This window comes from Chryseobacterium metallicongregator (assembly GCF_031324065.1).
GTDB classification, from domain to species: domain Bacteria; phylum Bacteroidota; class Bacteroidia; order Flavobacteriales; family Weeksellaceae; genus Chryseobacterium; species Chryseobacterium metallicongregator.
This window is the reverse complement of sequence record NZ_JAVIXS010000020.1, coordinates 32,856-57,027: the sequence shown is the minus strand read 5'-3', so window position 1 is coordinate 57,027 and position 24,172 is coordinate 32,856. Positions and strand designations below refer to the sequence as shown.

General features: G+C 36.6%; 22 protein-coding genes. 16 read left to right on the top strand and 6 right to left on the bottom strand.

The features are described from left to right. Complete coding sequence (locus REB14_RS18150) at positions 1-1,188, top strand: PepSY-associated TM helix domain-containing protein (RefSeq protein WP_309522908.1); 1,188 nt, start codon at positions 1-3, stop codon at positions 1,186-1,188. A gap of 513 nt (positions 1,189-1,701) precedes the next feature. On the opposite strand, the gene REB14_RS18145 is transcribed toward REB14_RS18150, so the two are convergent. Then, positions 1,702-3,192, bottom strand: coding sequence for an aminotransferase-like domain-containing protein (locus REB14_RS18145; RefSeq protein WP_309522907.1), 1,491 nt, complete (start codon positions 3,190-3,192; stop codon positions 1,702-1,704). A 66-nt stretch (positions 3,193-3,258) separates the two neighbouring features. On the opposite strand from REB14_RS18145, the gene REB14_RS18140 reads away from it, so the two are divergent. The 5 genes from REB14_RS18140 (at position 3,259) to bioA (ending at position 8,377) form a co-directional block, all read left to right on the top strand. Further along, positions 3,259-3,882, top strand: a complete 624-nt coding sequence (locus REB14_RS18140; protein WP_309522906.1) for a hypothetical protein — start codon at positions 3,259-3,261, stop codon at positions 3,880-3,882. Then, a complete protein-coding gene (locus tag REB14_RS18135; RefSeq protein ID WP_079241687.1) occupies positions 3,875-4,984 on the top strand; it encodes an aminotransferase class I/II-fold pyridoxal phosphate-dependent enzyme in 1,110 nt (369 codons plus the stop codon). Before REB14_RS18140 ends, REB14_RS18135 begins: the two co-directional genes overlap by 8 nt. 47 nt (positions 4,985-5,031) lie before the next feature. Beyond that, positions 5,032-5,646 carry a dethiobiotin synthase gene (gene bioD / locus REB14_RS18130; protein ID WP_309522905.1) on the top strand — a complete coding sequence of 205 codons (615 nt, stop codon included), beginning with the start codon at positions 5,032-5,034 and terminating at the stop codon, positions 5,644-5,646. Then, positions 5,646-6,629: a biotin synthase BioB gene (gene bioB, locus REB14_RS18125; protein WP_309522904.1), complete on the top strand. Its 984-nt coding sequence runs from the start codon at positions 5,646-5,648 to the stop codon at positions 6,627-6,629. The genes bioD and bioB overlap by 1 nt, the downstream gene beginning before the upstream one ends. A gap of 455 nt (positions 6,630-7,084) precedes the next feature. Beyond that, positions 7,085-8,377, top strand: coding sequence for an adenosylmethionine--8-amino-7-oxononanoate transaminase (bioA, locus tag REB14_RS18120; RefSeq protein ID WP_309522903.1), 1,293 nt, complete (start codon positions 7,085-7,087; stop codon positions 8,375-8,377). Between the two features lie 101 nt (positions 8,378-8,478). Here bioA and REB14_RS18115 read toward each other — a convergent pair whose 3' ends face one another. Together REB14_RS18115 and REB14_RS18110 are read right to left on the bottom strand one after the other, a co-directional pair. Further along, positions 8,479-9,033 carry a hypothetical protein gene (locus REB14_RS18115; RefSeq protein ID WP_079241691.1) on the bottom strand — a complete coding sequence of 185 codons (555 nt, stop codon included), beginning with the start codon at positions 9,031-9,033 and terminating at the stop codon, positions 8,479-8,481. A gap of 79 nt (positions 9,034-9,112) precedes the next feature. Next, the gene (locus REB14_RS18110; protein WP_079241692.1) at positions 9,113-9,427 is read right to left on the bottom strand and encodes a winged helix-turn-helix transcriptional regulator; all 315 of its coding nucleotides are present in this window, start codon (positions 9,425-9,427) and stop codon (positions 9,113-9,115) included. Positions 9,428-9,519: 92 nt separating this feature from the next. Between REB14_RS18110 and REB14_RS18105 the strand changes: the two genes are divergently transcribed. Next, complete coding sequence (locus REB14_RS18105) at positions 9,520-10,290, top strand: MBL fold metallo-hydrolase (protein WP_309522902.1); 771 nt, start codon at positions 9,520-9,522, stop codon at positions 10,288-10,290. Between the two features lie 56 nt (positions 10,291-10,346). Further along, positions 10,347-11,054 carry a DUF421 domain-containing protein gene (locus tag REB14_RS18100; RefSeq protein WP_079241694.1) on the top strand — a complete coding sequence of 236 codons (708 nt, stop codon included), beginning with the start codon at positions 10,347-10,349 and terminating at the stop codon, positions 11,052-11,054. A gap of 12 nt (positions 11,055-11,066) precedes the next feature. Here the strand turns inward: REB14_RS18100 and REB14_RS18095 are convergent, their stop codons facing one another. After that, positions 11,067-12,272: a CynX/NimT family MFS transporter gene (locus tag REB14_RS18095; protein ID WP_238594406.1), complete on the bottom strand. Its 1,206-nt coding sequence runs from the start codon at positions 12,270-12,272 to the stop codon at positions 11,067-11,069. A 71-nt stretch (positions 12,273-12,343) separates the two neighbouring features. Between REB14_RS18095 and REB14_RS18090 the strand changes: the two genes are divergently transcribed. The 8 genes from REB14_RS18090 to REB14_RS18055 all read left to right on the top strand — a co-directional run bounded on the left by REB14_RS18090 (position 12,344) and on the right by REB14_RS18055 (position 23,144). Continuing rightward, on the top strand, positions 12,344-13,126 hold the full coding sequence (locus tag REB14_RS18090; RefSeq protein WP_079241696.1) for an AraC family transcriptional regulator: 783 nt from the start codon (positions 12,344-12,346) through the stop codon (positions 13,124-13,126). A gap of 580 nt (positions 13,127-13,706) precedes the next feature. Beyond that, positions 13,707-14,315 (top strand): hypothetical protein, encoded by a 609-nt coding sequence (locus REB14_RS18085; protein WP_079241697.1) that lies wholly within the window; start codon positions 13,707-13,709, stop codon positions 14,313-14,315. A gap of 85 nt (positions 14,316-14,400) precedes the next feature. Then, positions 14,401-15,576, top strand: coding sequence for an MFS transporter (locus REB14_RS18080; RefSeq protein WP_309522901.1), 1,176 nt, complete (start codon positions 14,401-14,403; stop codon positions 15,574-15,576). Between the two features lie 2 nt (positions 15,577-15,578). After that, positions 15,579-16,328 (top strand): siderophore-interacting protein, encoded by a 750-nt coding sequence (locus tag REB14_RS18075; RefSeq protein ID WP_309522900.1) that lies wholly within the window; start codon positions 15,579-15,581, stop codon positions 16,326-16,328. 53 nt (positions 16,329-16,381) lie between these two features. Further along, positions 16,382-16,951 carry a Crp/Fnr family transcriptional regulator gene (locus REB14_RS18070; protein WP_079241700.1) on the top strand — a complete coding sequence of 190 codons (570 nt, stop codon included), beginning with the start codon at positions 16,382-16,384 and terminating at the stop codon, positions 16,949-16,951. Positions 16,952-17,083: 132 nt separating this feature from the next. After that, positions 17,084-17,446, top strand: coding sequence for a hypothetical protein (locus REB14_RS18065; RefSeq protein ID WP_079241701.1), 363 nt, complete (start codon positions 17,084-17,086; stop codon positions 17,444-17,446). Positions 17,447-17,647: 201 nt separating this feature from the next. Continuing rightward, the gene (locus tag REB14_RS18060; RefSeq protein WP_309522899.1) at positions 17,648-21,985 is read left to right on the top strand and encodes a CusA/CzcA family heavy metal efflux RND transporter; all 4,338 of its coding nucleotides are present in this window, start codon (positions 17,648-17,650) and stop codon (positions 21,983-21,985) included. A 7-nt stretch (positions 21,986-21,992) separates the two neighbouring features. Next, positions 21,993-23,144 (top strand): efflux RND transporter periplasmic adaptor subunit, encoded by a 1,152-nt coding sequence (locus tag REB14_RS18055; RefSeq protein ID WP_309522898.1) that lies wholly within the window; start codon positions 21,993-21,995, stop codon positions 23,142-23,144. Between the two features lie 57 nt (positions 23,145-23,201). Here the strand turns inward: REB14_RS18055 and REB14_RS18050 are convergent, their stop codons facing one another. Next, entirely contained in the window at positions 23,202-23,720 is a 519-nt protein-coding gene (locus tag REB14_RS18050; protein WP_309522897.1) for a hypothetical protein, read from the bottom strand. Beyond that, on the bottom strand, positions 23,717-24,157 hold the full coding sequence (locus REB14_RS18045; RefSeq protein ID WP_309522896.1) for a hypothetical protein: 441 nt from the start codon (positions 24,155-24,157) through the stop codon (positions 23,717-23,719). The genes REB14_RS18050 and REB14_RS18045 overlap by 4 nt, the downstream gene beginning before the upstream one ends. Positions 24,158-24,172: the final 15 nt, after the last annotated feature.

Below are 24,172 nucleotides of genomic sequence, written 5' to 3'. Positions count from 1 at the left end.
ATGAAGCTGAAGTTTAGAAAAATTGCATATCAGTTACATCTATGGCTCGGACTAACGTCCGGGCTTATAGTTGTTATCATAGCCGCTACAGGTTGTATTCTGGCTTTCGAAGAAGAATTAAAACATATTGTTCATCCCAACAGATATTATGTTGAAAACATTGGAAGAAAAAAACTTTCATTATCAGAACTTACGGAAAAAGCAGAAAAAGCACTTCCTGAAGGTTTGAAAGTCAAAAGAGTGGTAATGCCTTCCGATCCCTCACGAACCTATGTCTTCCGCACACTGAAAATGGATAAGGAAGCATGGACGTATTGGGGAACTTATCTTTATTATTACCGGATTTATGTAGATCCTTACACGGGAAAAGTACAGGAAGTAGAAGATGCCAAAAAAGATTTCTTTGAAATTGTGCTGGATCTTCACAGAAGACTTCTGCTGGGAGAAAAAATCGGAAAAACAATTACCGGTTATTCCACATTGATTTTTGCTATTATCCTTTTATCGGGGCTTGTGATATGGTATCCCCGAAAAATGAGTAAAGCCATGCTGAAAGGAATGTTCTTCATTAAAACGTCCGCCAATTGGAAGAGAATCAATTATGATGTTCATAATGTGTTGGGGTTCTACGCTGTGATTCCTTTACTCTTAATCTCTTATTCCGCATTGATATGGAGCTTCGAAGATGTAGATAAATGGGTAAAGAACACACTGAACGGAAATATTCCAACAGAAAAAAAAGCCAAAAGTACAATTCCTTCCGAAGAATTTTCAAACCGGAATAACATCCTGGATTTGATTGGAAACACTATGGAAAAAGGATTGAAAGATAAAAAATCAGCACTTATCAATTTTCCAAGATCGGAAGAGGGAACATATTATGCTGAACTGACCTATGACGGTAGACAGTATAGAAACGAACATTTTAATTTGGATCAATATTCAGGAGATATTTTAAAATCTCAATCTTATAAAAACAAAAATATCGGATATGGAACCGCATTGAGAGAAAGAAATTATGATCTTCACACCGGAAGCATCTTTGGAATGACCACCAGAATTATTTATTTTCTGGCAGCCATTATTGCTCTGTCACTCCCGATTACCGGTTTTATTATCTATTTGAATAAGAAAAAGAAGAAACCAAAACATAAGAAAAACAAAGTAGTTTTTCCTTCTCATCATTAATAAAAAGCCTCTGGAAAGAGGCTTTTATTTTTTTTTAAAACCACAAAAGTCACAAAAGATTTTACTTTAAAAATTTTAACTGTTTAAATAAGCTTAAAATGATACTGCAAAAAAGTTCACTAAGATGAAAATCAAAGATTTTCTAAAAACTCATGTGTACTTATTAAGCGTAAATCAGACTCTTAAAACTTAAATATTCAAAACTTTTGTGTCTTTTGTGGTTAAAATCAATCAATCTAAAAGTTAGATAACTTCTTATTTTTAAATATCCAGTATCAATTTTATTGCAGATAAAATCCTTGCGCCTTCAAAACAAGTTATTTTTGATTTCAATTGCGCCTTTGCGTTCAAAACTAAAATATTCTTTTGATAAAGTATTTTTTGGTGATCGCAAAGGCACAAAGTTTTTTAATCTTATAACTTTTTAAGGCGCAAGAAAATCAAAGATTTTCAGCAAGTGATACCTCATAATTTTCCTGCAGATCCATAAAACGGTACAATTATCTATTTTAATCAACCAATCAATCCCTTCACATTTTTAGTAAAAACCTCAATCCCTTTGTTCATCTCTTCAAAATTAAGATCACCAAATCCCAAACGCATGGCGGTAAGACCTTTATTCTGATATAACAATGTTTTGGGAATGAAAAGGTTATCCTTAGCACAGCTTCGGCTTAGTTGCATCAGATTCAGTGGAATATTCCATTCCAGCCATATAGCGAGCCCTCCGGAAGGTTTTTGAAAAGTAATCAAATCACCCAGATTTTCTTCCAGCAACAAAGTAAAATGATCACGCCTTTCCTGATATACTTTTAAAGACTTCTTCAGATAACGGTTGATTTCCCCTTCTGCAATCATTTCTCCAAGGGCTCTTTCCATTAGAATATCTCCCTGACGGTCAATAATTCCCAAATATTTACGCATTTCGGTCATCAGATTTTCCGGAGCAACAATAAATCCTGTCCTGAATCCCGGAGCCAAAGATTTCCCGAATGAACCAATATAAATTACCATTCCGTTGGTATCGGCACTGGCTAAAGGAAGAATGGGGCTTTTATCATAATGAAATTCGTAATCGTAATCATCTTCGAGAATAATAAATCCATATTCATTGGCCAGTTCCAGCAGTTCAAATCTTCTCTGGGCACTTAACGCAACCGTAGTAGGATAGTGGTGGTGCGGAGTAAGATAAAGCATCCGTATTTTCTGCTTTTTACAGGCTTCACGAACGCTTTCCACAATAATTCCTTCTTCATCTATGGGAATAGAAACAATGTCAACCCCAGCTTTCATAAAGATCATATTGACGGAGAAATAGCTCAAAGCTCCCACCAATACAGTGTCACCGGCAGAGAGAAGAATTTCTGAAACAATATAAATACTCATTTCCGTGCTTCGGGTGATGAGCAGGTTGTTCTTAGAAATAGGAAGTCCACGGGAAAGATTCAGATATTGGGATAAATGTTCTTTAAAAAATTCACTTCCATCATGATTATAATGTCCCAAAGCTTTCTGATTAGATTTGCGTTTCAGAATAGAACTGTAAAATCGGGAATGCTGTCCGATCTGAGTCAAACGGATATCCGGTACACCATCATTAAAGACATACTCACAGTCCGAATGTTCAAAAGGATTATCGAGAATATTGGATGTTTTGAATGAAAAACCAGTAGAAGCAGGGTAGTTTTGAAGGTTATTTTGTTCAAAATCGTTCAATTTAACAGGTTTTTCCTGATCTTTTCCAATGACAAAAGTTCCTTTGTTTGGAAAACTCTCTGTCCACCCTTGTGCAGAGAGTTCATCATATACCGCAACTGCTGTATTTCTATGGATTTCCAGCATTTCACTAAACGTTCTTGTTCCAGGCAGCTTCGTTCCAAAAGGCAAAAAACCTCTCTGAATGGCATTGATCAGCTGATTGGCAATCTGTAGATAGATAGAAGTCTCTGATTTTCTATCAATTTTTATAAAACTTTCATAAGGAATCTTAACCGGACTATCCATAATATCAAAACTGGCATAATATAACCATCCGGCAATATACTACTTTTGACATCAAAATAAAAATCTATGGAATTTCATCATCTGTTAAAAAAAATTGTACAGGAAGGAAGTACCCACGCCAAATGGCTGAACACTCTTTCATTCATGGAAAATGCCGGTGCAAGAAAAATATCAAAATGTGAACATCCAACCCTGGTTTCTCAGATCCAGCTGAAACACGCTGCTGAAGAGCATCGCCATGCTTATTATTTAAAAAAACAAATAGGGAAAATAAATCCTGAACTCTGCAAAACTTACGAAAGCACAGAACTTCTGGCCCCTATTGCAACAAGCCAATATCTTCACTCATTGGATATTAAAGCCTGTCGATATCTTCAGAAAGCATTCAATCTTGATAAAACAGATATTAAATATGCCGCTTATCTTTTTGTAACCTACGCTATTGAAGTTCGTGCTGATGAACTTTATCCTGTGTATCAACAAGCACTTACTGAAGCTTCTTCTAAAATTATGGTAAAATCAATTATTATTGAAGAAGAAGGACATCTGGAAGAAATGATCAACCAGCTTAATGAGTTTTCGCCAGATTGGAAACATCACGCGGATCATATTCTGACGATAGAAAAAGAACTGCATGAAGAGTGGATCAATGCCATTACCCAGGAAGTTGCTCAGTTGAATTATGCTTAGCAATACCTCTCGTTTTCAGGAATCTCTTGACAAAAGAACAGAAGAGGGAATATTAAGGCGTTTGCTTCTTCAATCCGATGGAATAGATTTTTATTCCAATGATTATCTGGGATTGGCAAAAAGTAAAGAGCTTCAACAATTACTGCTGCAAAACATTACAGATAACCCTCAGCTGCTTTCCGGAAGTACAGGTTCAAGATTGATTAGCGGAAACAGTGATATGGCAGTTTCTGTGGAAAAGAATATCGCTCAAAAACATCAGTTTGAGTCTGCATTGCTTTTTCCATCCGGATATAATGCGAATCTGGCTTTGTTTTCTACACTTCCAAACCGTCATGATACTGTGATTGTAGACGAACAGATTCATCGGTCGGTGCATGATGCCTGCAGATTATCAAATGCAAAAAAACTGAAATTCAAACACAATGATATTGAAGGTCTTGAGAATGTTTTAAAAAGACAGAAAGGTCATTCTTATATCGCCATAGAAAGTTTGTACTCAATGGAAGGAGATTTTGCCCCTATTCAGGAAATTGCTGAGCTTGCCCATCAATACAAAGCCTCTCTGATTGTTGACGAAGCCCACGCATTTGGAGTTTTCGGATATGGATTGATTGAAAAGTATCAGTTACAACATCAGGTTTCAGCGGCAGTTGTGACCTACGGAAAAGCTCTCGGAGCCCATGGAGCTGCAATTCTCTGTAATGAAACGGTGAAATCTTACCTGATCAATTTTGCAAGTCCGTTCATTTATACAACATCCGCACAGGATTTTCAGTGGATGAGTATCAAGACAGGATATGAATTTTTAGATCAAAATCATGACCTGGCGATAAAACTTCAGGACAATATTAAAATTTTCCGAAGTCAAAATCTACAGTCTCCATCAATGGAAATAAGCCCCATTCAGGCTATCGTAATTCCGGATAATCAAAAACTAAAACAATTACAGGATACTTTATCTGAAGAAGGTTTTTTAACCTATGCCATATACAGTCCTACGGTAAAAGAAGGAAGTGAACGACTGCGGATTTGCCTTCACAGCTTTAATACAGAAGAAGAAATTATGAAACTGACGGGAATTATTAAAGAATTTATTTAAAGCAAAAAGATTCAAAACCCGGAACACGAACCACGAATCCCGAAAACATGAAATTATTTATAACAGGAATAGGAACCGAAATAGGAAAAACAGTCTGCTCAGCCGTTTTGGTTCAGCATTTTAAAACAGAATACTGGAAACCCATACAGTCCGGAGATCTTCACTACACAGACAGTCATAAAATTGAGGAATGGACTGATACGAAGGTATGCCATCCGGAAACCTATCGTTTACAGCTGGCTGCATCACCACACCAGTCCGCAAGAGAAGAAAATATTGCCATCAATCTGAATGATTTTCAACTCCCTGAAACAGAAAATCCACTGATTGTAGAAGGAGCAGGAGGGCTTATGGTACCTATATCAGACACTACTTTCATGATAGATCTGATTGAAGAATTAAACCTTCCGACAGCATTGGTAGTCAGAAATTATTTAGGCTGCATTAATCATAGCCTGCTCTCAATCCTGGCTTTACAACAGAGGGGAATTCAGTTAGAATATTTAATTCTTAACGGAGATTTTCCGGAAGATACAGAAAGGGTAATCTGCAGTTTTATCGAAAAAGAAACAAAAATTATAAAGATTCCCGAAATCAACAGTACGGATAAAGAATCTATACAACATGCTGCAAAGCAATTAACAATAACAAAAATAGGATAATGGATACAAAAACAACATTGAGAAACAACTGGACGAAAGAAGAAATTGAGGAAATTTATCACCTTCCCCTGATGGAGCTGATCTATAAAGCAGCCTCCGTACATCGCGAATGGCATGATCCTTCTGAAGTACAGATCTCCACATTATTATCCATCAAAACAGGCGGATGCCCTGAAGACTGTTCATATTGTGGACAGGCAGCCCGTTATCATACGGATATCAAAGTACAGGCTTTATTACCTACAGAAACTGTAATTGCCCATGCACAAAAAGCAAAAGATTCAGGATCTTCAAGGTTCTGTATGGCAGCAGCATGGCGTGAAGTTCGTAATAACCGTGATTTTGACAGAGTGATTGACATGGTGAAAGGAGTAAATGACCTTGGTCTGGAAGTTTGCTGTACACTGGGAATGCTTACCGAAGAGCAGGCTTTAAGATTGCAGGAAGCCGGATTATATGCCTATAATCACAATCTTGATACCTCAGAACAATATTATGAAGAGATCATTTCTACCAGAACGTTTGACAATAGAATCAATACGATCAACAACGTAAGAAAAGCAGGAATTACAGTATGTTCCGGAGGAATTATCGGACTTGGAGAGACCCACAGAGACAGAATTTCAATGCTTCTGACCTTGGCAACAATGCCAAAACATCCCGAATCTGTTCCTATCAATGCTTTAGCAAGAGTAGTAGGAACTCCGTTAGAAGACAATGAAAAAGTTGATACCTGGGAAATGGTAAGAATGATCGCTACTGCAAGAATCGTAATGCCTTCTTCTATGGTAAGATTAAGTGCAGGACGTATAGAAATGACTGAAACAGAGCAGGCATGGTGCTTTATGGCAGGAGCTAATTCCATTTTTACAGGAGAAAGAGAAACGCTATTGGTAACGCCTAATCCGGGAGTTTCTGAAGATATGCAGATGCTTCAGACATTGGGACTGAAACCTATGATGAAAAAAGAAACATGCTGCTAGATAATTATGAATTATAAATGATAAATTATGAGTGATGAGCTGGATTATTGGTATTATAGCGCTTATTATAAAATTGGTTTTGAATTTTTATAAACTGCTTTAAACGGATATGAGTTGGAAAACGCAAAGACGCGAAGATTTTTAAGGTAAATAATATTTTAAGGCGCAAGAATTTTATCTCCAATAAAATTGGATATTGCAAATTTTAGTCTCTCGCAGATTATACAAAGTAAGCAGATGAAATTTAGAAAATCTACTAAATTCCCTAAATCTGCAAGGAAATTTATAACACTTCACTTGCTGAAAATCTTTGATTTTCTTGCGCCTTAAAATACTCGCAATCTATGACAAAAACTTTGCGCCTTTGCGATTACTTCAACATTTACGACAACATATTCAACTAAATTATTGTTAAATCCAACTCCATCACTTATTTCTACTTTTTACATCAAAATATGAATACAATAATAAAAGAAATCAGCCTGCAGGAGAGAGATAAAGCGGTCAACTGGCATCCGTACACGCAGATGAAAACAGCTGATGATGCCATTCCTATTGTAAAAGGAAAAGGAATTTACCTGTATGATACCGAAGGAAAAAAATATCTGGATGTTGTTTCATCATGGTGGGTAACACTACACGGACATTCACATCCTTATATTGCACAACGTGTTTTTGAACAGTTAAATACACTGGAACAGGTGATTTTCGCCGGATTTACCCATGAACCTGCTGTACAGCTTTCAGAAAATTTGCTGAAACTTCTTCCGGCTGGTCAGGAAAAGGTCTTTTATTCGGATAATGGTTCTACCTCAGTAGAAGTTGCTTTGAAAATGTGTATTCAATATGCATATAATCAAGAGAAAAAGAAGACAAAGATTTTAGCTTTTAAAAATGCGTATCACGGAGATACTTTCGGGGCGATGTCTGTAAGTGGAAAGAGTTTCTGGACAAGGCCTTTTGAAAGCATGTTGTTTGAAGTTGTTTTTATAGATACACCCAATGCAGAAAACTTGGAAAGCCTGCAGAAACAGATTAAAGAACTTGCTGATGAAGTAGCCTGCTTTATCTATGAGCCATTAGTTCAGGGGGCTGCCGGAATGTTGATGTATAAAGCTGAAGACCTTAGCCAGCTGATGAAATTCTGCAGAGAAGAAGGGGTTCTTATGATTCAGGATGAAGTTTTTACAGGGTTTGGAAGAACAGGTAAACTTTTCGCAGCAGATTATCTTACGGAAAAGCCGGATATTATGTGTTTTTCAAAAGGATTGACAGGAGGAACCATGCCAATGGGAATTACGACCTGCTCCAATGAAATTTATGAGGCTTTCCTTTCTGAAGACCGTTATAAAACATTATTTCACGGGCATTCGTTTACAGCTAATCCTTTAGCCTGTACAGCGGCTCTTGCCAGTATGGAATTATTACTTACAAACGAAACTCAAATGAATATCAACCGCATCACTCATCAACATTCAGAGTTTGTAAAAGTACTTGCATTGCATCCTCATGTAGAAAAGGTTAGGCAGATCGGAACTATTTTAGCTTTCGATTTTAAAACCGGGAATGACACTTCTTATTTCAATGAAATAGGAAAGACGCTTTACAATGAATTCTTACAGAGAGGGATTATCATGAGGCCGTTGGGAAATGTAATCTATCTGGTTCCTCCTTATTGTATTACATCAGAAGAATTAGATTTTGTCTATCAGAATATTACAGAGGTTCTGGATCAGTTTAGAGAATAAACGATCTGTTCCGGTAATAATTATTTTTAATTTTTTTAATATACCTTATAGGTTTCCAAGACCTATAAGGTTTTTATGTTGAATGCCAGTGCCTGTATTTTTTAAATCTCCTGTTCTGCTTTCTTTAAAATAGTAATCAATTCTTTTAATTCATCTTTATTGAATTCCAGTAAATTATGATTAAAATGATTGCCTGGAATTTTTATATAATTCACCCACGAAGAAAGCTTTTCACGATAAACACTTCCAAATTCAATATTACTCATCGTTACAAACTTATATTTGGTTTCCTGGCCAGCCTTTTCGTTTTCTTTCTGTTCCACAATCTGAAGAGACTGGATCAGTTTTCCCAGTTCATTTTTATCAACGGTAAGTGTTTTTTTTGATATTTCATCAAACGTTTCGTATTCGTACATGATTCCCAGAAGAGTATCTGAAGAATTGTCGGAAACATCTTTCGTTACAATTTTTTGAATATTCAGGTTTTTGAACTTGCCCAGATTGGTAATTTTCTTTTCAATTAATGTCCCTTTTCTAGAATTGACAGTAAGTCCGCGGGATGTGGTGTTAGATCTTTGAATCGTTGGCGGTGGAGCTATCTGTGCAGTTACCCATGCGCCTATTGCACAGGAAATCAAAATAATAATTCTTTTCATCTGTAAAAATTGTTATTAGTTTTTATATCATTTAAATTACAGTGTAATTTTCAACAATATATAAAATTTTAAAAATAGTTTATCCCAATTCATTTCCCCAAGAATGAAGTTCGGAAAGAATAGGTCCCAGTTTTTGTCCTTTCTTTGTTAGTTTATAATAGACTTCCGGTGGGAAATTATAAACTTCAATCCGTTCAATAATAAGGTCTTCTTCCAACTGCTTCAGCTGTTCTGCCAATACTTTCTTGGAAACCCGGGGCATATTCCGCCAAAGTTCTACAAAACGGACCTGGTCTTCTTCAAAAAGGTTGTGCAGGATCAAAGGTTTCCATTTCCCTGAAAGAATATTCAGGCTTCGTCTTAATCCACAGTTTTTAAATTCTTCAAAATTCATAGCTCAGTTGAAAATTTATGGTTAACCTTTTGGTAACCTTCGATTGTTTTATCCTTATCGGGCAATAACTTTGTTCTACAAACATACTCAAAATGAAATTACAATTATGGCGCAATGCTACATTGCTATTGAATATTGATGGGATTTCCATCCTAGTAGATCCTATGCTGGGCGAAAAAGGCTCTATGGGAAAAATGCCGATGACAGAAAGTGAATTACTGAACCCTCTCACAGATCTGCCTTTTAATAAAGAAGAATTAAATAAAAGATTGGAAGAGATAGACGCAGTTGCGGTCACCCATCTTCACCCTGATCATTGGGATTCTGAAGCCGCCAGACTTCTTGATAAAAATATTCCGATCATCTGTCCGGATGTTATTTCAGACCAAATCGCAGCACAGGGCTTTACCAATATTATTGCTGTGAATAATAAGATTCAGTGGAAAAATATTGGGATATCTACCACGAAAGGCGAGCATGGAACCGGAGAAATCGGAGAAAAAATGGGAATCGTAAATGGTTTTGTTTTTAAAAAAGAAAATAAATCCGTTTACATAGCAGGAGACACGATTTGGTATGATGAAATTGCCGCAGAAATCGACAAACACCAGCCACAGCACATTATTGTTGCAGGAGGAGCTGCCACTTTCTCTGTGGGAGATCCTATTATTATGACTGCTGAAGATATTATAAAACTCTGTGAATACACACCGGAATCTACCGTTTGGGTAACCCATCTGGAAGCGGTAAGCCATTGCAGAGAAGACAGAAAATTTATTCAGGGAAAAATAACAGAAAAAGGACTCGAAAACCAATGTTTCATACTGAAAGACGGAGAAGAGGTAAGCCTGAAACAGATATGAAATAAATAACAGGAGTTATGGCTTATTTTTTGAATATTTCCTGATAAATAATTTGTATGCTGTCAGTTTTTCTCTTAAATCTTGATTGGAAAGAATTATTACTGGGACACGAAGAATGGTCTTTTCTTTTGGAGATCATTCTTCGTACCATGATTATGTTCCTTGCTATTATCATCGGACTTAGAATTTTAGGAAAAAGAGGGGTAAAACAACTCTCAATCTTTGAGTTGGTAGTCATTATTGGCCTAGGATCAGCAGCAGGAGATCCTATGTTTAATAAGGATGTCGGAATTATTTCATCCCTTATTGTTTTTATTGTTATTATCCTTCTATATTCTATTGTGACCCATTTTATCGGAAAAAGTAAAAGTTTTGAAAATCTGGTGGAAGGAAAATCTATCTGCCTGGTAGAAAATGGCGAATTTTCAATTAAAAACTTTCAAAAAGAAAACCTTGGGAGTGATGAATTCTTTGCTGAGTTGAGGCTAAAAGGAATTTCGCAACTTGGGCAGATTGAAATGGCTATAGAAGAGATATCAGGAGAGATCAGTGTATTCTTTTTAGAAGATGAATCTGTAAAATATGGACTTCCTATTATGCCAGGCTCATTACATAATCCGTTACAATATATTCATGAGGAAAGACATTACTCTTGTATATTCTGTGGGTATACTGAACATAAAAAAGCGGGTAATGCCGGACGCTGCCCAAAATGCCAAAAAGAAGAATGGGTAGCATCCAGCAATAAAAGACGTGTCACATAACCTTTGGCCATCTTAATCCTCAACATATTTATTTCTCGCTGCTTTCAATCCGAAATACAGCATCAGCAGTACGGCACAACTTAATAAATAGAATGAACTGTTCCAGGAAATATCCCAATCATGCAGTTTTCCAAATAACGGAGGTCCGAATGCGGCAATCAGATATCCCACAGACTGTGCCATACCAGATATTTTAACCGCATTGATACTGCTTTTCGTTCTCGTTGAAAAAAACAGGATAGATAAACTGAAAGACAAACCGTTGGAAATTCCTATGATCACAGCATTCACATAAATCCACTGAGATTTCAGGAACACAAACATCATCGTACTTCCGAACATCAGAGCACATATAAAAAAAATCATCAGTCTCTGATCTTTCATCTTACTGGCAATAATCGGGCAGCAGAACGTCACAGGAATCATCGTAATCTGAATCACAAAGAAAACCCATCCCGAGCTTTCTCCCTGCATATTAAAATCCGCAAGAAATGAAGGCAGCCAGGCCACCAGACAATAATAAAATAAAGACTGCAGACCCATAAAAATACTGATATTCCATGCCTGGGCAGATTTAAACATATTAAAATCTGAAGTACTGAGCGCTGTTTTAGGCTGAACCGGATTTCTTTTGTTAAATATGAATTCCAATGATAAAACCAGAAAGCCGAGTGCGGCAATCACCAGCCATATTCCCAGAGATCCTTTCCATCCAAAACCTGTCAATTCTCCTATTTTTACACTGAACCCAGAAGCTAAAGCTGCAGTGAGATTCATAGATACAGCAAAAATTCCTGTCATAAGACCTATCTGCTTCGGAAAATTATTCTTAACATATCCCGGAGTAACCACATTTCCGATGCATATTCCTAAACCAATGAATAGAGAACCTAAAAACAAAAGCCATAGAGATCCACTGATTCGTAAAAATAACCCGAAGCTTAAAATAATCAGAGAGTATATTAGAAGTTTACTGATCCCGAACTTATTAGAAAATCTACTCACAAGAACAGAACAGGCGGCAAACATGAACAGTGGAATAGACGTAAGCAGACTTACCTGAAAATTATCCAGTTTCAATGCATCTCTTACTTCTCCCAGTACAGGGGCAACCGCTACAATAGGTGAACGGAGGTTACTGGAAATTAATATAACTACCAGAACATTAATGATTAATAAAACATAAGAAGCATTCTTTTTTACTTCATTCTTCATCATAATAAAAACTTTTGCACAAAATTAATACAGTAATTTTGTTTAATTTTGCCAAAGTTTTAACCTAAAACGACATGAACGCTAACGACAGCATAAAAATAGATGAACTGAAAAAGCCTTATTTTGTATGGTTTGAAGAAAACTGGATACATGATGATGTGCTCCATTACCATCAAAAAGGTCAGCTCGTGTATGTGGAGAGTGGTTTTCAGTATATTACTATTGAAGAAAAAATCTATCTCCTTCCTCAGAATCATGCGGTATGGATCCCGCCAAATGCTATCCATAAAACCAATTCCCATTCTGAAAAGATCAAGCTGATGATCATGTTTGCGGAGATCAGCACCCAGGAACCTTTTTATCATGAAGTGAATGTATTTTCTGTTCCTCCTGTTTTGAAGGAAATGATAAAATATGCAGAGAAATGGTCTAAGCTGATGACTCCGGATCATCATGAGAGCCTATTTCTGAAAGCATTATTCAACGAACTTCCACGGTTTGTAGAACATTCTCTTACTCTTCATATCAGTCTTCCCAAAGATAAACGTCTTACAAAAGTTATAGAACATCTCCACAATCATTACCGGAATGAGATCAAAATGGAAGACCTCAGTGATACAGCACTTTTATCTTTCCGTACCCTGGAACGTATTTTCAAAAAAGAAACCGGCCTTACCTTAAGCAAATATCAACAAATGCTTCGTATCCTCAAGAGTCTGGAATATTTGAGTTCAGGAAATCTTACCATTTCAGAAACAGCTTATGAAGTAGGATATAAGAGTGTTCAGGCTTATACCAGAAGTTTTCAGTCTGTGATGCAGTTCAGGCCAACTGATTTTATTAAAACCATTCAATAAGCTTTAAAACACGTACAAAGCGGGTCGGGATTTATTAAAAAGAAGAGTTATTAACATCTCAAAACTTTATATATTCCTTTGTGTAAAAGCGATTGGGGATATTGAAAAAGATAATATTTCACATTTCGTTCATTTTTTCACTTCAATAGCCAATATTCAATTATGAGATTATTGAAAATAAAAAGGTCTCCACGAGTGAAGACCTTAAAAAAACACAAATGATGAAAAAAAATTATTTCGATTCACAAATATAAGCAAAAATCATGGTATGCAAAACATCATAAGCTTATTTTTTTTAAAAAAAATTTATTTTAAGTAAAAACAATTATTCCTTAAATGTTGTTGGTTTTCTTTGGGATTCCGAAATTACTAACGGAAAAATATATCTATTTAAATATAATTCGCCACCTGAAGAATTGTATGCCTGTTTTTTATCCAAAATAAAAATGTCGTAAAAAGTGAATTATTATCAAAATATGGCTTTGATGAGTCTGTATTCAAACAATTGTTTAACTCTTTTGTGACCCTGCTCATAAAATTTTATAGTTTTTTTGTTCTATTTTGCTTAAAAACCTGTCATATGAGTCCAAAGATATTTAAGGGAGTTCCTTCACAAAAATTCGGAGGCTTCCATGATACAGAAAGCAGAAAAGTATTTGAACAGGGTTTGATTCCGGAAAAGTTTACCATATTAAAAGAAAGATTTTTTTCAGTTAATAATTGGGGAAGTTATAGTGGAAAAGCATTTGCTACATTTAAATTGTATGATTTTGATGGGAATCCCGCAGACCGAGAACCTCAAAAAGGAGATTTTATCAGGATTGATATTCCTGGTCCGGGAGAACCTGAAGCTAAAGGATACGATTGGGTAGAAATAACAGATATCTGTTTCTATCAGGACAGTTTTTCCGAAAGTATATCAATCACATGCAGACCATCAATAGATCCTCAAAATAAAAAAAGCCGTCATATTGCTCATTTTTACAGTTCTGCAGCAAGCTCAACCTTTATGATATCCAGAAATATAGCTTATTTAAAAGCAGCTGTATACGGACGAAATGAAAGACCCAACTTGAATGCTCAACTCCTGGATGTTTTTAGAAATCTTGCCACTGCTATAGGTGGAATGATGGGGATTGCTAAAATACAATGGAAAGGTCTTACAGACGGTTTTTTGAATCTTGATTAAGGCTGTTCTTCCTTTTTTGATCTAAGTCAAAGTTTTTTATCTGTTGTACCGGGACCTTTGCACCCGAATATTTTAAACAAAATTTATGAGTACAACATTAGAAAAAGGACAGACTATTAATTTCTATCAGGCAACTGCTCCTATTATCATTTCGGTATTTGCGGTCTACCTTACCATAGGAATTGCTTTAGGAGTACTTCCCAGGTTTGTTCAGAACACATTAGGCTTTGACAGCATTATTGTAGGACTTGTGATTGGTCTGCAATCATTATCAACACTTTTAACCCGTGCCTATTCCGGAAAGATGACAGACACCAGAGGTGCTAAGAAAAGTAAAATGTCAGGTGTAATATTGGCTGTTATTGCTGGGATTATTTATGTACTGGCAGTATTATTCCAAGCTAATCCTATTCTGGCACTTGCTTCTCTCTTATTGGCAAGAATTATTCATGGGGTTGGTGAAAGTTTTCTGGTTACCGGAGCGTTAACGTGGGGAATAGGGCTTGTAGGACATTCCAGCTCGGGAAAAGTAATGACCTGGAATGGTATTGCCATGTATGCGGGAATTGCAATCGGAGCTCCCATCAGTATATGGTTAAGTAAAGAATACAATATTCTGCCTGCTTTTCTTTTTATTGCCTTACTTCCGCTGGTAAGCTGGCTTTCCACTGCTAAACTTCCTTCTATTCCTGTGGATAAAGATTATGTAAGAACACCTTTCTACAAAATAATTGGTGCCATATCTGGTCAGGGTCTGAGCCTTGCTTTTTCATCAATGGCTTTTGGATGTATTGCTTCTTTTATTGCGTTATTTTTCTCTCAAAAAAATTGGGGTGATGCTTCATTGGCTTTTATGATCTTCGGAGCATGTTATGTGCTGACCAGAATTTTATTTGCTTCTTTTCCAGATAAATACGGAGGCTTTACAATAGCCTTGATCTCTCTGATTATCGAAGTGGCTGGACAAATGCTGATTTGGACCTCTGCATCCAAAACATTGGCCATTATCGGATGTGGGTTGACGGGTGTTGGGTTTTCATTGGTTTTTCCGGCTTTGGGAGTTCTTGCCATTCAAAAAGTAAAACCGCAGATGAGAGGAACAGCACTAGGAGCCTATGTCGCATTTGTTGACCTTTCATTAGGGCTCGCAGGTCCTATAGCAGGATTAATTGCCGGTTGGTTTGATTATCAGACTGTATACCTGTTCGGAGGCATCAGCTGTATCATTGCAATGATTATTTTACTATTTAACAAAAAATAAAAATGGAACATTCACTAACATCTCAAGTAAAAGAAACGAAGAAAATACATTCTGTATTTACCGTTAAAAAGAAACTCTTTATTACACCACATTTAATCCGTGTTATATTTAATATTGATGAAAAACAGGCTGAACTATTGGCGAATGTAAAGTCCGGATCTAATAATAAAATCTTTATCCCCGCTGAAGAAGAAAACATCACTCTGATCAGAACCTATACCAATAGAAAAATTGACCTGGAAGAAAAAGAACTGAGTGTTGATTTTGTAGCTCATGGTGACAACGGACCAGCTTCTGCATGGGCATTGAAGACCAAACCAGGAGGTCTATTGGAAATAGGAATGAAAGAAAGTTCAAAACCGTTAGTTCCGAATGCTGATTTTTATCTGCTTGCAGGAGATGCAACGGCACTGCCGGTGATTTGTGCCATTTCAGAACAGTTTCCTTCCTATGTAAGAGCAAAAATAATATTGGAAGTGGCAGGTAAAGAGGACGAATTGATCCTGTGTTCTGCGGCAGATATTTCGGTTGAATGGCTGCACAATCCTCATCCTGAACAGGGAAGCAAGCTTGCAGAAGCAGTGAAATCTGTTCAGTTTCCACCTGGCGTTTTAAAAGAATATGTTTATATCGCTGCAGAATATTCCACTGTGCATGAACTTCGTACTTACTTCAAAACAACACTGGAATGGGATCCACATGGAATGTACATTTGTTCATACTGGAAAGCCGGACAGGCAGAAAACCTCTAAACAGGAAAGAATAAAAGATGTAAGCAAAGCCATTTATCACTATTTTTGCTTACATGCAGGAACTTTTAACGTCATATATCAAAAATAGAATATCAATAACAGATTATGAATTGGAAACGATACTTTCTTATTTTAAAGTTATTTCCCTGAAAAAAAATGAGTTATTACTTTCCAACGGGCAAAACAGCCAGAGAACATTTTTTGTTGTCAATGGCTGTCTCCGTATATTTTTTATTAATGAAGAAGGGCAGGATTCTACCCGATATTTTGCTTTTGAAAATCAGTTTGCAACTGCACTCACCAGTTTTATTACTTCTGAACCCTCTGAGGAATTCATAGAAGCCGTAGAGGATTCAGAAGTATATTATATTACTCATAAAGATTTTTATCATCTTCTGGAGATTATCCCTCAATGGGAAAAGTTTTACAGAATATATCTTGAAACTGCCTATGTAAATAATACCAAAAGACTGATGTCTTTCCTTGTTCAGGATGCACTTGAAAAATACCGCCAGCTTTTGGATGAAAATCCGGTGGTGGTAAGAAGGCTTTCCAATAAATTGGTCGCTTCATATCTTAATATTTCGCAGGAGACATTGAGCAGGCTGAAGTCAAGGCTTTGATTCTTGTTTGATAAACCTAACATTTTTACGAAGAGTTATTATTTATTTAAACTGCTTTTAAACTGGCTAAAATTCTCAAAAAATTAATATTACAGCCTTCTCAGAAAAAATTTAAGCCCTATATTTGCACTCATGTTAAAATGGTTCTCCATATTATGTTCAATAATGTATGTGCTGGCTACCACCAATGCGGGGGAAGTACTGAAAGTGCCTATGTTTGTGGAACATTTCATGGAATACCATGGAAGCTTTTCAGAATTTGTAATGGAGCACTATGATAACCACAAACAGGATTCTGACTGGGATACCGATCAGAAACTGCCGTTTATCAATCCACCTATCGTACTTACTGTACACGCCCAGCTTCCTGAGCTTTCATTTGAAATAAAAAAACCTAAGGAAATTACTGTTTCAAAGAAAAGCAGTATCTATAAGGAAAAAGATTTTTCCAACCAATACCTTTCTCAGATTTTCCAGCCACCACGGCTTTCTTAATTGACTTTACATTGAAAATTAATGCTTTATGTTTTTACCTAAAGCAGTGAATTCTTGTTACATATCAATTAATTCGTAATGCATTGTATTGATGCTTAAACCTTAACCAGAGAAGTTACAAACACTTGTTTTGATACTTTAAGTTTTGGGTGAATCTCAGCTTTTATAAAGCATTCCGGATTATCAATTAATAGTTTTTCCATGTTAAATAAAATTATTGAGTTTTCTGTAAAGAATAAACTCATCATTGCTCTGTTTACAGTAGCTCTCATCCTTTTTGGAGTCTATGAAACCACTAAACTTCCCATTGATGCCCAGCCGGACATCACCAATAATCAGGTTCAGATTATTACTACTGCTCCTTCTTATGGTGCTGCAGATATAGAACGCCTTGTTACATTTCCTATCGAACAGGCCACCAGCAATATCAGCGGAATTACGGAGCTGAGAAGTTTCTCACGATTCGGACTTTCATTAGTGACTGTAGTTTTTGATGATAAGACGGATGTGTATTGGGCTCGTCAACAGGTTCAGGAACGGTTGCAGCTTGTTCAGGACAATATACCAGCCGGAATCGGTAAACCGGAATTAGGGCCTATTTCAACAGGATTGGGAGAAATTTTCCAATATGTGGTACGGGCAAAAAAAGGATACGAAAATGTATATGATGAAACAGAACTGAGGACTATCCAGGATTGGGTGGTCAGAAGACAACTTCTTGGAACTAAAGGTGTGGCGGATGTCAGCAGTTTCGGAGGAAAACTGAAACAATATGAAATTGCCATTAATCCTAATAAACTACAAGCATTCAACATCAATATCAATGATGTTTTTGCCGCGCTGGAAAAGAATAACCAGAATACCGGAGGTGCATATATTGAAAAGAAAGAAACTGTTTTGTTTATCCGCAGTGAAGGGCTTCTGGGAAGTACGGAAGATATTGGAAGCATTCAGGTAGCGGAAACGAAAGAAGGCATTCCGGTACATATCAAAGATGTAGCTTCTGTGAAAATAGGTTATGCAACAAGGTATGGCGCTATGACTTATAATGACACCGGAGAGGTTTCCGGAGCTATAGTTCTGATGCTGAAAGGTGAAAATGCCAATGTAGTGATTGGAAATATCAAACAAAGACTGGAGAAAATTCAGGAGTCCTTACCGGAAGGAGTAGTAATTGAGCCTTTCCTTGATCGTGCTAAGATGGTGAATAATACCATCAGTACTGTAAAAACAAACCTGATGGAAGGAGCTTTGATTGTGGTTTTCATTCTGGTATTATTTTTAGGAAATTTCAGAGCAGGATTATTGGTGGCTTCTGTTATTCCTTTGGCTATGCTTTTCGCCATTATCATGATGAATATTTTCGGTGTAGGAGGAAATCTTATGAGTCTTGGAGCGCTGGATTTTGGTCTTATTGTAGACGGTGCCGTCATTATTGTGGAATCCGTGCTGCATCAACTTGCCCATAAAAAGCATTTTGGAAAAGACAATATGCTCAGCAAAAGAGAAATGGATGATCAGGTTTCCAGCTCTGCTACCAAAATGGTTAACAGTGCGGTTTTCGGGCAGATCATTATCTTAATCGTATATCTTCCGATTTTTACCCTTCAGGGAATTGAAGGGAAAATGTTTAAGCCTATGGCTCAGACCGTTGCCTTTGCCCTGATTGGAGCATTTATTCTTTCCCTGACTTATATTCCGATGATGAGTTCTCTGGTATTAAGCAGAAAGAAAAAAGAAAAAGAGAACATCTCGGACCGCGTCATGGGTAAAGTGGAAACCGGACATCAGCAATTACTGATGAAAGCTCTTAAATTCAGAAAAACTATCATCATTGGCGTATTGATCCTGTTTGCAGGTGCTGTTTTTACCCTTTCCAGAATGGGTGGAGAATTTATACCCTCTTTGGAGGAAGGCGACTTTGCTGTTGAAATGAGAATTCTTCAGGGAAGTAATATCAATGAAACCAAAAAAGCCACCACACAGGCCGCACATATCCTTTTAACACAGTTTCCTGAAGTAGAAAAAGTAGTCATGAAAATTGGGAGTGCAGAAATTCCTACAGAACCTATGCCTATGGATTCCGGAGATATGATCGTCGTTTTAAAGCCTAAAAAGAAATGGACTTCCGCAACAACATTTCCTGAGCTTTCTGACAAAATGAGCAAAGCATTAAGCGTTATCCCAGGCCTCACCACCAGTTTCCAGTTTCCGGTACAGATGCGTTTCAATGAACTGATGACGGGTGCAAGACAAGATGTAGTCTGCAAGATTTACGGTGAAGATCTGGACAGCCTTGCCACGTATGCCAAAAAGATTGGAAGCATTATTAACACTGTAAAAGGTGCACAGGATCTATATATCGAGCCGGTAGTAGGAGCTCCACAGGTTGTGATTGATTATAACCGTTCGGAACTGTCCCGATATAATATTTCAGTTGCAGATATCAACAGAGTGATTAATATGGCTTTTGCCGGACAAACTGCAGGAGCATTGTATGAAGGTGAGAAAAAGTTTGATATCGTTGTCCGAATGGATAATGAACATAAAAAAGATATTACAAGCATCCAAAACCTTCTGATTCCTACCACTTCAGGAGAACAGATTCCTTTGTCTCAATTGGCTAAAGTAGAGCTTAAAAACAGTCCGAACCAGATTCAGAGGGAAGATACTAAAAGGAGAATTATTGTAGGTTTTAATGTGAGAGGAAGAGATGTTCAGAGTATCGTGGAAGAACTTCAGCAAAAAACAGATAAAAGCCTGAAATTATCACCGGGCTACACTGTTTCTTATGGAGGAGCTTTTGAAAATTTAAATGAAGCCAAAGCCAGACTGGGAATTGCAGTTCCTATTTCGTTAGTGATGATTTTCCTGCTCTTATTCTTTGCTTTCGGTTCTGTAAAACATAGCCTGCTGATCTATACAGCCATTCCTTTATCTGCGATAGGAGGTGTGTACTTTCTGGCGTTGAGAGGAATGCCTTTCAGCATCAGTGCAGGGGTAGGATTTATTGCATTATTTGGAGTTGCCGTACTTAATGGAATTGTTTTGATATCAGAATTTAACCGATTGAAAAAGAATGGAATAGTAAATACGAGCAGAATTGTACTCATAGGAACAAAAATCAGGCTTCGTCCGGTTTTAATGACGGCTTTTGTAGCTTCTCTGGGATTCCTTCCCATGGCAATCAGCAACGGTGCAGGAGCAGAAGTACAGAGACCTTTGGCAACGGTGGTGATCGGAGGATTAATGCTTGCGACCCTTTTAACCTTGTTTGTCCTTCCAATTTTATACGTCCTGTTTGAACATATTAATAAAGATAAAATGAAATACTCAAAAAAACTCAACTATAAAAAATTGTCTGTTTTCCTGTTGTTAATATCCTTTGGAACTTATCAGGCTCAGGAAAATATTACCTACGATCAGGCTTTGGAAAAAGCATACCTGCAGAATGGTACTCTTAAAAATTCAAAATTAGTATCAGATTATCAGGAAAAACTGAAAGCCAGTTATCTGGATATTCCCCAGACGGAAATTACCGGAGGATTTGGTCAAATTCAGGGCGAGGAAACGGATAATTCATTCGGAATCTCTCAAAGATTCAGTTTTCCAACAGTGTATTCAAAAAGAAAACAAATGCTGGATGCCGAATGGTCTGCCAGTGTCATCAATCAGAATCTGACTAAAATACAGCTTACAAAAGAAGTAACAGATGTTTTCTACAGGATACTGGTGCTTCAGGAGAAGAAAAAAGTCCTGGAATACATCAGCCAGTTATATCATAATTTTGCAGATAAAGCCGGATTAAGATTAAAAAAAGGGGAAGCCAATATTCTGGAGGAATCCACCGCGGAAATTCAGAAAGAACAGATAGAAGTACAACTGAATACCCTTGAAAATGATCTGAATATTGCAAAGCTTCAACTTCAATTATTGCTACAGTCTACAACACCTTATCACCCCATTGCTGATCATCCCACGATGAATATTGGTTTACAGATCTCAGAAGAAATGGTAAAACAGCATCCTGAGCTTCAATATTTGCAGCAACAGATCAAAGTAGGAGAGGCAGAAGTACAGCTTGAAAAAAGCAGGCTGCTTCCGGATCTTCTTATAGGATATACCAATCAGAGTATGAAAAACATCAATAATAATCGGTTCAATTCGGTTCAGGTAGGAGTGGGAATTCCATTGTTTACCAAAGGACAGAGAGCTTTAGCAAAGGCAGCACAGACTAAAATTGTTATTTCCGAAAATCAGTATCAGAGAAAAGAAATTGAGCTTAAAAACAGATTGAAACAACAGTTGACTACCTATATGAACCAACAGCAGATCATCGAAAATTATGAACAAAAACAGCTTCCAAAATCTGAAATCATTTTAAAAACAGCCCAGAAACAGATGGAAGTAGGAGAAATAGACTATCTGGACTGGGTAATATTGGTGAATCAGGCCGTAAAAACCAAAGCAGATTATATTGATCAGCTGGAAAAACTGAATCAGATCGGAGCCGAACTTCAATTCTTAATTTCAAAATAATACCATCATGCATTTCAAGAATATATCCCTATACAGCCTAGCTTTCATCCTTACTCTATCTTCATGTTCAGGAAAAAATGAGGAGGAAAAAACGGTGTATGAAAACACGAAATTTTCTAAGAACGACAAAAACTCCGTTTATCTTACAGAAAAACAGATTCAGTCTGTAGGATTAACAACAACCAGTATTCAGAACAGGAATATGGAAAAGCTGGTGAGATTGAATGGAAAGGCGGAAATTGCACCTTCCCACATTAGTTTAGTTTCCAGTATTATGGGTGGACATATCAAATCGATCAATATCATTAATGGAAGTCATTTCAGCAAAGGTCAAGTGCTTGCAGTCGTAGAAGATCCACAGTTTATACAATTACAACAGGATTATCTGGTCACCAAAGCCCAGCTTGAAGCGGCAAGATTGAATTTCAACCGTCAGAAAGATTTGAATACAAGTAAAGCCAGCAGTGACAAAACCATGCAGATTGCCCAGGCAGATTATTCTACTTTGAATGCCACTCTAAAGGGGTTGGAAGAAAAACTGAAAATCATCGGAATCAATGCCAAAAGTCTGACTACCGGAAATATCAGAAGTAAAATCAATATTTATGCTCCGTTTACAGGTTTTGTAAGCAAAATTCTTGTGAATAACGGACAATACATCAATCCGGCAGATACTTTATTTGAATTGATCAACCCTGCAGGATTACTTTTAGAATTAAAGGTATTTGAAAATGATGTGAATGATATTCAAACAGGACAGGAAATTTTAGTGTATAACAATCAGAATCCGGAGCTGAAGTCCAATGCCAAAATTGTCAGCGTAGTGCCAAGTATTGAAAATGGAGGATCTGCCACTGCAATTGCTAAGCTGTCTTCGGCAAATGCTGAATTTGTAAAAGGAATGTATATCAATGCTGAAGTTAAAATCAGTAGCCGTTATACACAAGGTCTTCCCAATGAAGCAGTGGTTTCTTATGAAAATAAAAATTACGTTTTTGAAGATCTGGGAAAATCCAATTATAAAATAATTCCCGTAGTGACCGGAATTTCTGATGATCAGTTTACAGAGATAATAAAATCAGACTTTTTAAAAGATAAGAAAATTGTACAGAAAGGAGCTTACAGTCTTCTGATGATGCTTAAGAACAAAGCTGAATAGCTCTTAGGGAAACATGATACAAGTAAAAAGATCAGTCTGGTTTGACTGATCTTTTTGTTATTTTTTTACAGACTCATTCCAATGCACTCCCTGCTTTTTAAAAAACTCTTCAAGATTGAGCCAGTCCTGATAACTATGCAGAAATTCTTCTCTATTAACGGGTAATTCTTTACTATGATTATATTGCTTACATCCAAAACATAACTCAATATTCCTCCACTGATTTTCCTTATAAATAAACAAAGTATTGTGCGGCTCGAAACAGAAAGCTCCATCCCAGACTTTTACACTTTTCTGCCCTTTTATAATCTCTATTAATTCTTGTTTTGATTCAGGAGTGAGTACGACCTTATTTATTATGATTTCATTGTTGGGAACACCATTTTTTAGTAAGTCTCTGTAAATTGTTTTACTCTTACCAGGTGTTTCAATATCAAGTCTGAGATCTTCATGACTGGTAATAAGAATCGTTTCCGCCTCTTTTAAATAGTGAATAAGATCTTCATTGACATTTTGGGAAAAAGTCCAGATAGAGCTTAAAAATAAGCTTAATACGTATATTTTATTTGTTATCATTTAAGTTTTCTTCTGTATCTGTCATAAATAAGACCAACAACAGGATATATCAAACTGGTATAGGCTACTTTTTCAAAAATATAAAACCCAAATTGTCCATCAAGCTTCTCTACTTTCATTGCTTCAAACTGGAGCAATACATCACTCCCAAAAACAAATATTGAAGCCATAAAAACCAAAAGAATAATAAATGAAAAAATATCATTTTTAATTTTTCTGAGGGAGAATACATACGCAACTCCGGTAATACCAAGAAACAGAAGATCTGTTATAAGATGTTCTTTAATATTGGAATCAATCGTAAAAAGATCTCCTATTACGTCAGAAGTACTTTTTGCAATTTCCATTGCGACCAGGGCTCCAATTATTATAATGGAAGAAGAAAAAGCAATTAGAGCGGCGATTATTCCGGCGAATAATCCTTTATTTTTTCTCATAGGATGGTCATCGTT

What these genes read in the sequence shown, in the direction of transcription:
- REB14_RS18150 (WP_309522908.1), top strand. Translation starts at nt 1, where the DNA reads ATGAAGCTGAAGTTTAGAAAAATTGCATATCAGTTACATCTATGGCTC.
- REB14_RS18145 (WP_309522907.1), bottom strand. Translation starts at nt 3,192, where the DNA reads ATGGATAGTCCGGTTAAGATTCCTTATGAAAGTTTTATAAAAATTGAT.
- REB14_RS18140 (WP_309522906.1), top strand. Translation starts at nt 3,259, where the DNA reads ATGGAATTTCATCATCTGTTAAAAAAAATTGTACAGGAAGGAAGTACC.
- REB14_RS18135 (WP_079241687.1), top strand. Translation starts at nt 3,875, where the DNA reads ATGCTTAGCAATACCTCTCGTTTTCAGGAATCTCTTGACAAAAGAACA.
- bioD (WP_309522905.1), top strand. Translation starts at nt 5,032, where the DNA reads ATGAAATTATTTATAACAGGAATAGGAACCGAAATAGGAAAAACAGTC.
- bioB (WP_309522904.1), top strand. Translation starts at nt 5,646, where the DNA reads ATGGATACAAAAACAACATTGAGAAACAACTGGACGAAAGAAGAAATT.
- bioA (WP_309522903.1), top strand. Translation starts at nt 7,085, where the DNA reads ATGAATACAATAATAAAAGAAATCAGCCTGCAGGAGAGAGATAAAGCG.
- REB14_RS18115 (WP_079241691.1), bottom strand. Translation starts at nt 9,033, where the DNA reads ATGAAAAGAATTATTATTTTGATTTCCTGTGCAATAGGCGCATGGGTA.
- REB14_RS18110 (WP_079241692.1), bottom strand. Translation starts at nt 9,427, where the DNA reads ATGAATTTTGAAGAATTTAAAAACTGTGGATTAAGACGAAGCCTGAAT.
- REB14_RS18105 (WP_309522902.1), top strand. Translation starts at nt 9,520, where the DNA reads ATGAAATTACAATTATGGCGCAATGCTACATTGCTATTGAATATTGAT.
- REB14_RS18100 (WP_079241694.1), top strand. Translation starts at nt 10,347, where the DNA reads ATGCTGTCAGTTTTTCTCTTAAATCTTGATTGGAAAGAATTATTACTG.
- REB14_RS18095 (WP_238594406.1), bottom strand. Translation starts at nt 12,272, where the DNA reads ATGATGAAGAATGAAGTAAAAAAGAATGCTTCTTATGTTTTATTAATC.
- REB14_RS18090 (WP_079241696.1), top strand. Translation starts at nt 12,344, where the DNA reads ATGAACGCTAACGACAGCATAAAAATAGATGAACTGAAAAAGCCTTAT.
- REB14_RS18085 (WP_079241697.1), top strand. Translation starts at nt 13,707, where the DNA reads ATGAGTCCAAAGATATTTAAGGGAGTTCCTTCACAAAAATTCGGAGGC.
- REB14_RS18080 (WP_309522901.1), top strand. Translation starts at nt 14,401, where the DNA reads ATGAGTACAACATTAGAAAAAGGACAGACTATTAATTTCTATCAGGCA.
- REB14_RS18075 (WP_309522900.1), top strand. Translation starts at nt 15,579, where the DNA reads ATGGAACATTCACTAACATCTCAAGTAAAAGAAACGAAGAAAATACAT.
- REB14_RS18070 (WP_079241700.1), top strand. Translation starts at nt 16,382, where the DNA reads ATGCAGGAACTTTTAACGTCATATATCAAAAATAGAATATCAATAACA.
- REB14_RS18065 (WP_079241701.1), top strand. Translation starts at nt 17,084, where the DNA reads ATGTTAAAATGGTTCTCCATATTATGTTCAATAATGTATGTGCTGGCT.
- REB14_RS18060 (WP_309522899.1), top strand. Translation starts at nt 17,648, where the DNA reads ATGTTAAATAAAATTATTGAGTTTTCTGTAAAGAATAAACTCATCATT.
- REB14_RS18055 (WP_309522898.1), top strand. Translation starts at nt 21,993, where the DNA reads ATGCATTTCAAGAATATATCCCTATACAGCCTAGCTTTCATCCTTACT.
- REB14_RS18050 (WP_309522897.1), bottom strand. Translation starts at nt 23,720, where the DNA reads ATGATAACAAATAAAATATACGTATTAAGCTTATTTTTAAGCTCTATC.
- REB14_RS18045 (WP_309522896.1), bottom strand. Translation starts at nt 24,157, where the DNA reads ATGAGAAAAAATAAAGGATTATTCGCCGGAATAATCGCCGCTCTAATT.